At 64.5% G+C, this 13871-nt stretch carries 10 protein-coding genes; 6 read left to right on the top strand and 4 right to left on the bottom strand.

All coding sequences use genetic code 11. The features are described 5' to 3' along the window. The first annotated feature begins 27 nt into the window (after positions 1 to 27). Positions 28 to 1005, top strand: coding sequence for an HD-GYP domain-containing protein (locus AC097O_RS07215; protein ID WP_479592167.1), 978 nt, complete (start codon positions 28 to 30; stop codon positions 1003 to 1005). Between the two features lie 137 nt (positions 1006 to 1142). Here AC097O_RS07215 and plsY read toward each other — a convergent pair whose 3' ends face one another. The 3 genes from plsY to AC097O_RS07200 all read right to left on the bottom strand — a co-directional run bounded on the left by plsY (position 1143) and on the right by AC097O_RS07200 (position 3460). After that, on the bottom strand, positions 1143 to 1778 hold the full coding sequence (gene plsY, locus AC097O_RS07210) for a glycerol-3-phosphate 1-O-acyltransferase PlsY (protein ID WP_479592166.1): 636 nt from the start codon (positions 1776 to 1778) through the stop codon (positions 1143 to 1145). Between the two features lie 38 nt (positions 1779 to 1816). Next, positions 1817 to 2308: an aminoacyl-tRNA deacylase gene (locus AC097O_RS07205; protein WP_479592165.1), complete on the bottom strand. Its 492-nt coding sequence runs from the start codon at positions 2306 to 2308 to the stop codon at positions 1817 to 1819. Positions 2309 to 2386: 78 nt separating this feature from the next. Next, positions 2387 to 3460, bottom strand: a complete 1074-nt coding sequence (locus AC097O_RS07200) for an aldo/keto reductase (RefSeq protein WP_479592164.1) — start codon at positions 3458 to 3460, stop codon at positions 2387 to 2389. A 71-nt stretch (positions 3461 to 3531) separates the two neighbouring features. Between AC097O_RS07200 and AC097O_RS07195 the strand changes: the two genes are divergently transcribed. After that, positions 3532 to 4446 carry an alpha/beta fold hydrolase gene (locus tag AC097O_RS07195; protein WP_479592163.1) on the top strand — a complete coding sequence of 305 codons (915 nt, stop codon included), beginning with the start codon at positions 3532 to 3534 and terminating at the stop codon, positions 4444 to 4446. Between the two features lie 143 nt (positions 4447 to 4589). Then, positions 4590 to 6158, top strand: coding sequence for a methyl-accepting chemotaxis protein (locus tag AC097O_RS07190; RefSeq protein WP_479592162.1), 1569 nt, complete (start codon positions 4590 to 4592; stop codon positions 6156 to 6158). On the opposite strand, the gene AC097O_RS07185 is transcribed toward AC097O_RS07190, so the two are convergent. Further along, positions 6155 to 9091, bottom strand: a complete 2937-nt coding sequence (locus tag AC097O_RS07185) for a bifunctional diguanylate cyclase/phosphodiesterase (protein WP_479592161.1) — start codon at positions 9089 to 9091, stop codon at positions 6155 to 6157. The genes AC097O_RS07190 and AC097O_RS07185 overlap by 4 nt on opposite strands. Positions 9092 to 9397: 306 nt before the next feature. Between AC097O_RS07185 and prfB the strand changes: the two genes are divergently transcribed. From prfB to pepN, 3 genes are all read left to right on the top strand, one after another. Continuing rightward, a protein-coding gene (prfB, locus tag AC097O_RS07180) for a peptide chain release factor 2 (protein WP_479592160.1) occupies positions 9398 to 10502 on the top strand; the annotation gives its coding sequence in 2 pieces (ribosomal slippage) (positions 9398 to 9478 and positions 9480 to 10502; 1104 coding nt in all). Beyond that, a complete protein-coding gene (locus AC097O_RS07175; RefSeq protein ID WP_479592159.1) occupies positions 10502 to 11191 on the top strand; it encodes an HAD family hydrolase in 690 nt (229 codons plus the stop codon). The genes prfB and AC097O_RS07175 overlap by 1 nt, the downstream gene beginning before the upstream one ends. Further along, positions 11181 to 13868 carry an aminopeptidase N gene (gene pepN, locus AC097O_RS07170; RefSeq protein WP_479592158.1) on the top strand — a complete coding sequence of 896 codons (2688 nt, stop codon included), beginning with the start codon at positions 11181 to 11183 and terminating at the stop codon, positions 13866 to 13868. Before AC097O_RS07175 ends, pepN begins: the two co-directional genes overlap by 11 nt. Positions 13869 to 13871: the final 3 nt, after the last annotated feature.

Genomic DNA, 13871 nt, shown 5'->3' with positions numbered 1-13871 from the left:
GCCTGTACCTCTGACTGCCCCCGATACATGCCCACCACCCAAGTGCCCTCTCCGCAGGAAGCCGATTACGAAGACCTGCTCAGCCTGTGGGCCGATCTGGAGTCGGGCTTGGCCATGGTGCTGGCCAATCCGCGCAACATCCCCGACTTTGAATCCAAAATCCGGCAGTACGACCGCTGGATGCAAGACCTGCTGCACCAAGACACCGACACGGCGCTGTATTTGCTGTTCCAGCTGGCCACCAATGCGTCGGTCGGCTACAGCGCCCTGCACGCCCTGGTATGCGCCGTGCTGTGCCACATCACCGCCCACGAACTGCACCTGGTGGACAGCGAACGCAACAGCCTGGTGTGTGCCGCCATGACCATGAACATCGGCATGACCCAGCTGCAGGACAGCCTGGCCGTGCAAACCAGCCCACCCACCGACGCGCAGCAGACGCTGATCCGCAGCCACGCCGCCGCCGGCCGCCAGGTGCTGACCGAGGTGGGCATCACCGACCCCGACTGGCTGGATGTGGTGGCCACCCACCACCACGCGCACGACCCGCGCAGCGATGTCCAGGCCCTGGGCCTGGTGCCCCGGCTGGCCCACACCCTGCGCGTGGTAGACCGCTATGCGGCCATGGTCAGCCCGCGCAAATCGCGCACCGGGCGCAGCGTGACGGATTCGGTGCGCAGCATCATGGCCAGCGCCCTGGGCGCGCACGACCCGGTGGGTTTTGCGCTGGTGCGGGCCATTGGCCTGTGCCCGCCCGGCACCTATGTGCGCATGGACAGCGGCGAAACCGCCGTGGTGTTGCGCCGCAGCGCCAAGGCCAACCACCCTCTGGTGGCCATGCTGCTGAACCGCAATGGCGACACCTTTGTGCCGCCGCGCCTGCACCGCACCGCCACCAGCAGCCCGCTGATCCAGGCCGCGCTGACGCAGGATGCGGTGAAGGTGCGCGTCAACCACCAGAGCCTGCTGCGCCAGGGCATTTACGCCGACCGGGCTGCAAGGTAAAGGCACACCCCCAGGCTTCAGCGCTTCGCGTCTTCCGCCAACCCCCTTGCAGGGGGCGATACCAGTGGCCCGGCAAAGCCGGTTCCACGGTATCCCTGGAATTTGACCGTTCTAGTCTGAAGCGACGGCGCGGCCGATCAGGCCGGCTTTTTGCCTTTGCCCAGGCGAGACTCTTTGCCGTTCAGCAGGCGCACGATGTTTTCGCGGTGCCGGTAGAACAGCAGTGCGGCCATCACGCAGATGGAGATCAGCACCGGCGTTTCGCTGTACCAGGCCCCACCGCTGCCCAGCACGTAGACCACAGGGGCCAGGGCCGTGGCCACCAGCGAGGCCAGCGACGAAAACCGGAAGACAAAGGCCACCAGCAGCCAGGTCAGCATGGCTACCAGGCCCAGCAGCGGGTGGATGCCCAGCAGCACGCCCAGCGCCGTGGCCACGCCCTTGCCGCCCACGAATTTGAAAAAAACAGGGTACAGATGGCCCAGAAACGCCGCCAGCCCCACCAGGGCGATGGTGCCGTCTTCCAGCCCGTACGGTTTGCCGTACCAGCCCACCAGTGCCACCGGCAGCCAGCCCTTCACGCCGTCCAGCAGCAGGGTGGCGATGGCGGCGGGCTTGCTGCCCGAGCGCAGCACATTGGTGGCCCCGGGGTTTTTGCTGCCAAAGGTGCGCGGGTCGCTCAGGCCCATCACCCGGCTGACGATGACGGCAAACGACAGCGAGCCCAGCAGGTAGGCGGCCAGGGTGGCTAAAACAGGGTAGATCGTGGTCAAAACTATGTCTCCAAACGGTGGCGCATTTTGCCTGTTCGTCACAGCGGAATGGCGCAGTCCACCGGCTTTGCGTTGAGCAACTGCACGCACACCTGCGGGTTCAACCCCACCAGGTAGCCGCGCCGCCCGCCGTTGATGGCGATGCGGGGCAGCTCCAAAATCGCCGCTTCGACGTACACCGGCATGGTTTTGCGGGTGGCAAACGGCGAGGTGCCGCCCACCAGGTAACCGCTGTGCCGGTTGGCCACCTCGGGTTTGCAGGGCGCGACGGATTTGCAGCCGATCTGCCGCGCCAGGTTCTTCAGCGACACCGCGCGGTTGCCGTGCATCAGCACGATCAGCGGCTTGGCGTGCTCGTCTTCCATCACCAGGGTTTTGACCACGGTAAACGGGTCCAGCCCCAGCACCTCGGCGCTGTGCTGGGCACCACCGTGCTCCAGGTAGGTGTAGGGGTGTTCAGTGAAGGCCACGCCCTGCGCCTTGAGGAACTGGGTGGCCGGGGTTTCCGAAATGTGCGCAGTTTTGGCCATGTCCAATAATTTATAAGAAATATGCCGTCACCGCCCATTCCATAAGCGTGAGAAGCTACTTAAATGATAGCAATCAGCTTACTGTGCCGGGTCGCGCAGTTCCCAGCGGATCTTGTCGATTTCGGCCAGCAACGCGCTCGGTAGCGTCTTGCCCCAGGCATCCAGGCATTCGTCCAGCTGCGCCACCGAGGTCACCCCGATGATGGTGCTGGCCACCTGCCATTTGGAGTGGCAAAACGCCAGCGCCATCTGGGTGGGGGTCATGCCGTTGGCGCGGGCCAGGGCGTTGTAGCGGCGGGCGGCCTCCAGCGACTCGGGGCGGCCCCAGCGCTGCTTGCGCATCGACTCGAACTGGGACATGCGGCCCTGTGGCGCATCCGGGCCGGTGGTGCTGTTAGTAAATCCATTTGCATCGTATTTGCCGGTCAACAGGCCAAAAGCCAGCGGCGAATAGGCCAGCAGCGACACGCCCAGGCGGTACATGGTTTCGTCCAGGCCGTTTTCCACCGTGCGGTTGACCAGGCAGTAGGGGTTTTGCACGCTGGCCACGCGCGGCAGGCCGTGCTGCTCGGCCAGGCGCACAAACTCGTGCACCCCAAAAGGCGTTTCGTTGGACAGGCCGATGGCCCGCACCTTGCCCTGCTTGACCAGCGAGGCCAGGGCTTCTAGCTGCTCGTGGATGCTGGAGACGGGCATGTCTTTGTCAGGATCAAAGTACACGCCGCCAAACGCGGGCACGTGGCGCACCGGCCAGTGGATCTGGTAGAGGTCGATCACGTCGGTATGCAGGCGGTGCAGGCTGCCGTGGCAGGCGTCGATGATCTCGGCGCGGGTCAGGTCGGGGCTGCCGTTGCGGATCCAGCCCATGCCGCGCGCCGGGCCCGCCACCTTGGTGGCCAGCACCACCTTGTGCCGCGCACCGGGGTTTTGCATGAACCAGTGGCCCAGGATGGTTTCGGTAGCACCGTAGGTTTCGGCCCGGGCGGGCACGGAATACATCTCGGCCGTATCGATAAAGTTCACGCCGCGCTCCAGCGCGCGGTCCAGGATGGTGTGGGCCTGGGCCTCACCCACCTGCTCGCCAAAGGTCATGGTGCCCAGGCAAACGGCGGTGACTTGCAGGTCGCTTTGACCGAGTTGGATTTTTTTCATGGGGCGGTGGTCGGAGGTGTGTCAGAGGGTAATTTTCCATCCTACAACATGGCTGTGGCTAATATTGGAGGATGTACGCCATCCAACGCCCCTCGCGCAGCGAGTTCATCCCCATCCGCAGCATTTCTTACCATGTCCGCCAGTGGGGCCAGCCCCAGCCCGGCCAGCCGCCACTGGTGCTGCTGCACGGCTGGATGGACGTGGCGGCCAGCTACCAGTTCATGGTGGATGCCCTGGCGCAAGACCGCCACACCATCGCCCCCGACTGGCGCGGCTTTGGCCAGACCGGCAGCGGCGGGGCCGACAGCTTCTGGTTTCCCGACTACCTGGCCGACCTGGACTTTCTGCTGAACCACTACGCCCCCGGCCAGGCGGTAGACCTGGTGGGCCACAGCATGGGCGGCCACGTGGCCATGCTGTACGCGGGTGTGCGCCCCGAGCGCATCCGCCGCCTGGTGAACCTGGAAGGCTTTGGCATGCCCGCCACCACGCCAGCCCAGGCACCGGGCCGCCTCGCCCAGTGGATGGACGGCCTGCACAGCCTGCACCAGGGCGAGATGCGCCTGAAAACCTACCCCGACCTGCGCGGCGTGGCCCACCGCCTGGTCAAGACCAACCCCCGCCTGCCCCTGGACAAGGCCGAGTGGCTGGCCCAGCACTGGTCGCAGCCCACCATCCAGAACGATGGCACCCGGCCCTGGCAGATTCTGGGCGACCCGGCCCACAAGCTGCGCAACGCCCAGCTGTTCCGCGTCGATGAAACGCTGGCCGTGTACCAGCGTATCACCGCGCCCACGCTGTCGGTCGAAGCCTCCGACGACAGCCTGGCCCGCTGGGGCCAGGGCTACACGCTGGCCGAGTACCACACGCGCCTGCAGTCGGTGCCGAATGCCACAGTGGCGACCATCCAGGACGCGGGCCACATGCTGCACCACGACCAGCCCGAAGCCCTGGCGCGGCTGGTCGAAGGGTTTCTGGCCGATTGATTCAAGCCTTTCAGGCCGTTCGTGCTGATGGATAGGGCGTGAGAAGCTATAAATTAAATAGCATCACAGTAGATGGCGTATACACACGGTTTGTGTCAAGATGTAAACATCTTGGCCACGTGGGCGCTGCAAAGCGGTGATGTATGAAACTGAGTCTCAAACTGCCCCTGGCGTTTGCCGCCGCCATGGTGCTGGTGCTGTGCGCCGCGCTGTTCGGCATCTACCAGCTGAACCAGTCGCTGGCCACCTACCAAACCACGGTACAAGACCGCCACAGCAACGAGCGCGCCATCGGCGACCTTCTCAACGACTTCAAGGTGCAGGTGCAGGAGTGGAAAAACGTCTTGCTGCGCGGCAAAAACCCCGAGCAACTGGCGCGCTACTGGAAGGCGTTTGAAACCAAAGAGGGCGAAATCGCCCAGGCCGCTGGCCAATTGCAGCAGGCCCTGCCGCCGGGCGATGCGCGCGGCCTGGTCGAGCGCTTTGCGCAGGCCCACCAAACCATGGGCGCGGCCTACCGCAAGGGGTTCGAGGCCTTCAAGGCCGCCGAATTCGACCCGACGGTGGGCGACAAGGCGGTGCAAGGCATGGACCGCGAACCCGCCAAGCTGCTGGACGAGGCCGAAAAAGCCATTGCCGCCGACAGCCGCGCCGTGGCCGACCTGGCCGCCCACAACGGCCAGCGCGCCACCACCATCAGCCTGGGCGTGATGCTGCTGGTCTGCCTGGCCGTGATGCTGGCGAGCTGGCGCTTCAGCCGCACCATCACCACCCGCATCGGCCATGCGCTGGGCGTGTCGCAGGCCGTGGCCAACGGCGACCTGACCGCCGCCCAGGCCGTGGCAGGCAAGGACGAGCTGGCTGACCTGCTCAACGCCCTGCACGGCATGCAGGCCAGCCTGGCCCGTGTGGTGGGCAGCGTGCGCGCCAGCGCCGAAAGCGTCTCCAGCGCCAGCCAGCAGATCGCGGTGGGCAACCACGACCTCAGCGCCCGCACCGAAGCCCAGGCCTCGGCCCTGGAACAGACCGCCGCCAGCATGGAAGAGCTGGGGGCCACCATCCAGCAAAACACCGACGGTGCCCAGCAGGCCAACCAGCTGGCCCTGCAGGCCTCCAGCGTGGCCGTGCGCGGCTCCGAGGTGTTCACCCGCGCCGCCGACACCATGACCGGCATCGCCCAGGCCTCCACCAAGATTGCCGACATCGTGGGCGTGATCGACGGCATTGCCTTCCAGACCAACATCCTGGCGCTGAATGCCGCCGTAGAAGCCGCCCGCGCCGGGGAACAGGGCCGGGGCTTTGCGGTGGTGGCCAGCGAGGTGCGCCTGCTGGCCCAGCGCAGCGCCGAAGCCGCCCGCGAGATCAAGGGCCTGATCCAGACCAGTGTGCAGCGCATGGCGCAGGGCACGGCGCTGGTGGACGAGAGCGGTGCCGCCATGCAGGAGGTGGTGGCCTCCATCCGCCGCGTCACCGACATCATGGGCGACATCAGCGCCGCCAGCCGCGAACAAACCCTGGGGGTGGGCCAGATCAGCGAGGCCATCACCCAGATCGACCAGACCACCCAGCAAAACGCCGCCCTGGTCGAGCAAAGCGCCGCCGCCGCCGACAGCCTGAAGCACCAGGCGGCCGAGCTGGTGCACACGGTGTCGGTGTTCCGGTTGACCCCGCAAGCTGCGGGCCACCGGCCACGGGCCTTGGCGGCTTCCTAGCAGGTGCCCAAGCGGCGTTGCACCAATGCCTCGAAGGCCTCCAGAGGCAGGGGCTTGCTGAACAAATAGCCTTGGTAGGCGTGGCAGCCGTGGCTGGCCAGAAACTGGCGCTGGGCTTCGATTTCCACGCCTTCGGCAATGACGGCCAGGCCCAGGCTGCCGCCCAGGGCGACGATCATCTGGGCGATGGCCGCGTCGTTGGGATCGGTCAGCACGTCCCGCACAAACGACTGGTCGATTTTCAGCTGGTCCAGCGGCAGGCGCTTCAGGTAGGACAGTGAGGAATAGCCGGTGCCAAAGTCGTCCAGCGAAAAACCCACGCCGTGCGCTTTGAGCAGCAGCATCTTGGCGATGATGGCTTCGACGTTGTTGACCAGGGTGCTTTCGGTGAGCTCCAGCTTGAGACGCTGGGGCGGTGCCCCGGTCTGCGCCAGCACGTCCAGCACCAGGTCGGTGAAGTCGGCCTGGGCGAACTGGTGGGCACTGACGTTCACAGCCACGGTCAACGCGGCCATCTGCGGCTGGCCCGCCCAGACGGCCAACTGGGTGCAGGCGGTCTTCAGCACCCAGGCTCCCAAAGGCAGGATCAGCCCGCTGGCCTCGGCCAGCGGAATGAAGTCGGCCGGTGACACCATGCCGAGCTCGGGGTGCAACCAACGGACCAGCACCTCGGCCCCGGTGAGGCGCGGCTGCGCACCGTCCACCTGAGGCTGGTAGTGCAACAGGAACTGCCCTTTGAGCAGCGCCATCCGCATCTCGGTCTCCAGCACGGTGCGCGCATTCACGCGGGCCTGCATGTCGGGGTCGAAGAAGCGGATGGCGTGGCGGCCCGAGTTTTTGGCCTGGTACATCGCCAGATCGGCCTGCTTCAGCAGCTCGTCCACATTGCTGTTCGCGTCGCCCAACAGGGTGATGCCGATGCTGGCGGTGGAGTGGTACTCGATGGTCTGGCGCTGGCCGTCATCCTGCTTGATCTCCAGCTGGTAGGGCTGGTCCAAGGCCAGGCAAATCTTCTCGGCCCGGGTTTCGATCTGCGTGGCCAGCAAGCTGTCAGGATCAAAGCTTTCCAGCAAGACCACGAATTCATCTCCACCCAGACGGGCCACCGTATCCCCCTGGCGCACCGCGTATTGCAGCCGCTGGGCGACCTGGGTGAGCAGGCGGTCGCCCACCTCGTGGCCCTGGGTGTCGTTGAGTGTCTTGAAGTGGTCCAGATCGATCAACACCACCGCCCCCGGGCGCTGGCTACGGGCATAGCTGGCCAGGGCATGGCCCAGGCGGTCCAGCAGCAGGCGGCGGTTGGGCAGATGGGTCAAGGGGTCGTAGAACGATAGTTGGTGGAGCTGGTCCTCGACGGCCTTGCGCCGGGAAATATCGAGATTCGCCCCTACATAGTGGGTGACCACGCCGTCGGCCCCTTTAACGGCAGAGATCGTCAGCCAATTGGGGTATTCCTCACCGTTCTTGCGCCGGTCCCATACCTCGCCCTGCCAGACCCCGGTGCGGTGGACCACCTCCCACATGGCCGCATAAAAAGCGCGGTCATGCCGACCCGACTGCAGCATGCGCGGGGTCTTGCCCACCACTTCTTGTGCGGAATAACCGGTGTTTTCAACGAAAGCCTGGTTGACCCGCAAAATCACATGCCGGGCATCGGTAATCATCATCCCTTCCTGAGACTCGAAAGCGATAGCCGCAATCCGTAGCTGGGTTTCGGCATCTTTGCGCAAAGTGATGTCGGTAAATGAGGTGACCACCGACCGCACCGCCATTTCGCCGGGAATGTGCATCGGCTCGGAATTCACCAGAATCCAGACCAGGGCCCCATCCGGTTTGTAGATGCCCATGGTGACCTGCGATGTGGGCTGGCCAGTGCGCAATGTCACCAAAAAGGGGTAGGCATCCGCGGGCCAAGGAAGGCCATCCGGCTGGATGGCGCGCCAGCGCGGGTCCGCCAGACTCAACCCAAGGAGCTGTTCCACCGCCAAGCCCAGGATCGCCGCGGCGGCGCGGTTGGCGGTCAGAACAGTGCCGTTTGCCCCCTGCACCACCACACCTTCCGACAAGGAAGCCAGGGCCGAGTGGTAGCGGTTCTCGCTCGCCCGCAAGCTGTTTTCGGATTGCCGCAAATCCTCAAATGGCTGGCGGATGCTGGTGATGAAGGTGGCCTGGTACAGCAACACATAGGCAGCCAGTTTGTAGGCATGGCCAAAAATGTTCTGAAAATCAGACGGTGCCACATAGGCGGTGAACGAAAGCTCCCCCACGCCCATCACAAAACTGGACAAGGCCAGTAGATACAGGCGCGACGAGCCGATGCGCTCTGCACGCCGCCACAGCACCAAGGCCACGGCCAGGTTCAACAAGCACAGCAGGTACTCGAAGTTCGCCTTGAACGGGGTAACACCCTGGCCCGGCACAAAAGTCACTGGAAAGGCATCCAGTGCGTAAGAGCCAAACCAGACCAGGCCCGCAGAAATTCCCAGACCCAGGGCCAGCCAGAATTTGCGCGATAGCGGTGGCACCCACTCCACTGCCACCAGGGCCATGGTGACAACCTCGAAGCTGCGCCCCATCAGCCAAAAAAAGATGGCCCGGGGCGTGCCGCTCGGCGCCAGGAAGTTCGGCATGCCTGCATAGGACAGTGCATGTACCAGATCACAGCAGGCCACGATCAGGAAACCACACATCAAAATATTGGCCGAACGCGCTTCCCGTGCATCGAAGGTGTGCCAGGACACCGAAACCACCAGCATGGCAATGAGGACGGCAAACAGCTCCATCAGGATATGCACCGACAGCATGTCCGTGTGGCCATGGGTCAGGCTCGTCCATGGCGGCATCGCCATGGTGACCACCAAAGACAGGACCGCCAACAGCCCCAAAGCCAGGATATGGACTTTCAATCTACGGTGGTCGTTGGTTCGGGGCATGGCGGTGGCGGGCATCTGGTCGCATATTGCGGGGCTGGGTGTGGCAACACCACGCTACTATGGAGATACATTGTGTTTCAAAAAACCATTTTCCGTGACCCATTCCGCCCCCCAGCACGGTTTTAAAAAGCAAAAACCACCGGCCCAGGCGGGCGGATGCGCTGCATCCTGCGGGAGGCCACCGCCCCCTCGAACCGGGCCCGGGGGCATGAGAAAATATGCGATTAGCCACCCGATGCCCACTTGTCAGCGCTGCACCCCCGTGCCGTGCCCCAGACCCGTGCACACACCCCAAGGAAGAATCTCATGGACGCAGAACGTATCAACACCATTGGCAACCAACTCAGCACCCTGAGCGTGCGCACGGAAGACCTCCGGAGGTATCTTTGACGTCGATGCCAAAGCCGAACGCCTGCGCACCGTCAATGCCTCGCTAGAAGACCCCAGCGTCTGGAACGACCCGAAAAAGGCCCAAGAGCTGGGCAAGGAAAAGAAGTCGCTCGACGCGGTCGTGCTGTCGCTGGACAAGCTCACCCGTGAGCTGGCCGACAACACCGAACTGTTCGAAATGTCGAAGATCGATGCCGACGAAGACGGCCTGGTCACCATCGAAACCGAAACCGCTGGGCTGGCCACCGAGGTTGAAGCCCTCGAATTCCGCCGCATGTTCAACAACCCGGCCGACCCCCTGCCCTGCTTCCTGGACATCCAGGCCGGTGCCGGTGGCACGGAAGCCTGCGACTGGGCCAGCATGCTGCTGCGCCAGTACCTGCGCTACGCCGAACGCAAGGGCTTTACCGCCACGGTGGAAGACATCACCGACGGCGACACCGCCGGCATCAAGGGCGCGACCATCAAGATCGAGGGCGAATACGCCTTTGGCCTGCTGCGCACCGAGACCGGCGTGCACCGCCTGGTGCGCAAAAGCCCGTTCGACAGCTCGGGCGGCCGCCACACCAGCTTTGCCAGCGTCTTCGTCTACCCCGAAGTGGACGACTCCATCGAGATCGACATCAACCCCAGCGACGTGCGCACCGACACCTTCCGCGCCAGCGGCGCAGGCGGCCAGCACATCAACAAGACCGACTCGGCCGTGCGCCTGACGCACATCCCCACCGGCATCGTGGTCCAGTGCCAGGACGGCCGCAGCCAGCACAGCAACCGCGACGTGGCCTGGAAGCGCCTGCGCAGCCGCCTGTACGACTTCGAACTGCGCAAACAGCAAGAAGCCCAGCAAAAACTGGAAGACACCAAGACCGACGTAGGCTGGGGCCACCAGATCCGCAGCTACGTGCTAGACAACAGCCGCATCAAGGATTTGCGCACCAACGTCGAAGTCTCGGCCACCCAGAAGGTGCTGGATGGCGACCTGGACATCTTTATTGAAGCCTCTCTCAAGCAAGGCGTGTAATGCAAGCTCTTCTCTCGCAACCCACCAAAGCCATCATCTTCGACATGGACGGCACCATGGTCGACTCCATGCCGCACCACACCTCCACCTGGCTGGACTTTGCCCAGAAGCACGGTGTGGCCATGGAGATCGGCGAGCTGATGCGCCGCACCACGGGCCGTACCGGCCTGGAGTGTGTGCGCCTGATCCTCGACCAGCCCGACATGGATGAGGCCCAGGCCTGGGCCCTGGTGCACGAGAAAGAGCAGCTCTACCGCGACATCTTTGGGCCGATTTTCAAGGAAGTGCCGGGCTTCACCGCCTTCTACCAGGCCACCCGGGCGCGTGGCCTGAAAGTGGCGGTGGGCACGGCGGGCGACATCCACAATGTGGAATTTGCCCTGGGCCATTTGCAGATGAACCCGCCGCCCGATGCGACTGCGCGCGGTGACGAGGGCCTCAGTGGCAAGCCTACGCCTGCTATCTTTTTAGCAGCAGCACAGCGCTTGGGCATTGCGCCCGAGCACTGCATCGTGTTCGAAGACGCACCCTTTGGCATAGAAGCTGCACGCCGCGCCGGGATGCGGGCCGTGGGCATCTGCACCAGCAACACGCCCGAAGAGCTGGCCGGGCCGCACGTCATCGCCACTGTGCACAATTACGAAGAACTTTTGCAATCGAATTTTTTGGAGACCCTCCATGTACCGTGAAGGACAGGCGACAGCCATCCACCGGGCCGACTACACCGCGCCTGCTTTCTGGATCGACACGGTGGAGCTGTGCTTTGACCTGGACCCGGCCAAGACGCGCGTGCTCAACAAGATGCGCATGCGCCGCAACCCCGATGTGCCCGCACAGGCGCTGCGTCTGGACGGCGAAGAGCTGAACCTGGCCCGCGTGCTGGTCAATGGCGGCGGGGCCTCGTTCAAGCTGGAGGGTAGCCAGTTGGTGCTAGAAAACCTGCCCGAGGACGGCAGCTTCGACCTGGAAATCTTCACCACCTGCGCCCCCATCAAGAACACCAAGCTGATGGGCCTGTTCGTCAGCAACGACACCTTTTTCACCCAGTGCGAGGCCGAGGGCTTTCGCCGCATCACCTACTTCCTGGACCGCCCGGACGTGATGGCCACCTACACCGTGGTGCTGCGCGCCGACCGGGCCAAGTACCCCGTGCTGCTGAGCAACGGCAACCTGGTAGACCAGGGCCCCTTGGACGATGGCCGCCACTTCGCCAAGTGGGAAGACCCGTTCCGCAAGCCCTGCTACCTGTTTGCGCTGGTGGCTGGCCAACTGGTGAGCCGTGAGCAGCGCATCACCGCGCGCAACGGCAAAGATCACCTGCTGCAGGTGTTTGTGCGCCCCGGCGACCTGGACAAGACCGAGCACGCCATGCATTCGCTGATGGCCTCCATTGCCTGGGACGAAGCCCGCTTCAACCTGCCGCTGGACCTGGAACGCTTCATGATCGTCGCCACCAGCGACTTCAACATGGGCGCGATGGAAAACAAGGGCCTGAACATCTTCAACACCAAGTACGTGCTGGCCAACCAGGCCACCGCCACGGACACCGACTTCGCCAACATCGAGTCAGTGGTGGGCCACGAGTACTTCCACAACTGGAGCGGCAACCGCGTCACCTGCCGCGACTGGTTCCAGCTGAGCCTCAAAGAGGGCCTGACGGTCTTCCGCGACCAGGAATTCAGCCTGGACCTGTGCCGCGACCCGTCCGCCAAGGCCGTCAAGCGCATCGAAGACGTGCGCGTGCTGCGCACCGCCCAGTTCCCCGAAGATGCAGGCCCCATGGCCCACCCGGTGCGGCCCGACAGCTACATCGAGATCAACAACTTCTACACCGTCACCATCTACGAAAAAGGTGCCGAGGTGGTGCGCATGATGCAAACCTTGGTGGGGCGTGACGGCTTCGCCAAGGGCATGACCCTGTACTTCGAGCGCTTCGACGGCCAGGCCGTAACCTGCGACGATTTCGCCCAGGCGATTGCCGATGCCAACCCGCAGTCCGACCTGGCGCGCCTGCTGCCCCAGTTCAAGCGCTGGTACAGCCAGGCCGGTACGCCGCGCGTGCAGGCCTCTGGCGTGTATGACGCAGCCTCGCGCAGCTACACGCTTACCTTGGCGCAAAGCTGCGCACCCACCCCAGGCCAGGCTGCCAAAGAGCCGTTCGTGCTCCCGATTGGCCTGGGCCTGCTGGCGCAAGACGGCACCGAACTCGCGCTGCACAGCGCCGACGGCTCCACGCTTGCCGCGCCCTACACCTTCGTGATGTCGCAGGCCGAGGAAACGCTGACCTTCGTCAACCTGGATGCCGAGCCCGTGCCCAGCATCCTGCGCGGCTTCTCGGCCCCGGTGGTGCTGGCGTTCGACTACACCGACGCACAACTGCTCACCCTGCTGGCGCATGACACCGATGCCTTTAACCGCTGGGAAGCCGGGCAACGCCTGGCTGTGCGATCTGCTATTACATTAATAGCTGGAAGCGCAGATAATACAAGCGCTAAACCCCTAAACGATGCCTATATCGAGGCCATGCGCAGCGTGTTGCGCCACCCCGATCTGGATGCCGCCTTCAAGGAACTGGTGCTGACCCTGCCGTCCGAAACCTACCTGGCCGAGCAGCTGGACGTGGTCGATCCGCAGCGCATCCACGCAGTGCGCGAAGCCATGCGCAGCCAGCTGGCGCAGGCCCTGGCAGAAGACTGGGCCTGGGTCTACGCCACCTACAGCGATACCGGGGCCTACTCGCCCGACCCGCTGTCCAGCGGCCGCCGCGCCCTGACCGGCATGGCCCTGAGCCAGCTGTGCCTGGCCGCACAGGCCAGCGGCGACGCGGTCTGGCCCGGCAAATCGCTGCAGCGCTTCAAAGACGCGGGCAATATGACCGACCGCTTCAACGCGCTCAGCGCCCTGGTCTCCAGCGGCCACCCGCTGGCGGCGCAGGCCCTGCCCCGCTTCCACGCCCTGTTTAAGGACGAGCCGCTGGTGCTGGACAAATGGTTTGCCCTGCAAGCCGGTGCTACCGACCGCAATGGCGACATCCTGCCCGCCGTGCGCCAGTTGCTCAAGCACCCCGACTTCAGCCTGCGCAACCCGAATCGCGCCCGCAGCGTGGTGTTCAGCTACTGCAGCGCCAACCCCGGGGCTTTCCACCGCAAGGATGCGGCAGGCTATGTATTCTGGAGCGAGCGCGTCATCGAGCTCGACGGCATCAATCCGCAAGTGGCAGCCCGCCTGGCGCGCGCCCTGGACCGCTGGAAAAACCTGGCCGAACCCTACCGCACCGCCGCCCGCGAAGCGCTGGGCCGCGTGGCCGCCAAGGCCGATCTCAGCAACGACGTGCGCGAGGTGGTTTCCCGCGCAATCGCCGACTAAACA

The organism is Rhodoferax sp. LS1P39 (genome assembly GCF_056521425.1).
The sequence above is the reverse complement of the archived record's forward strand: the minus strand, read 5'-3'. Positions and strand labels throughout refer to the sequence as shown.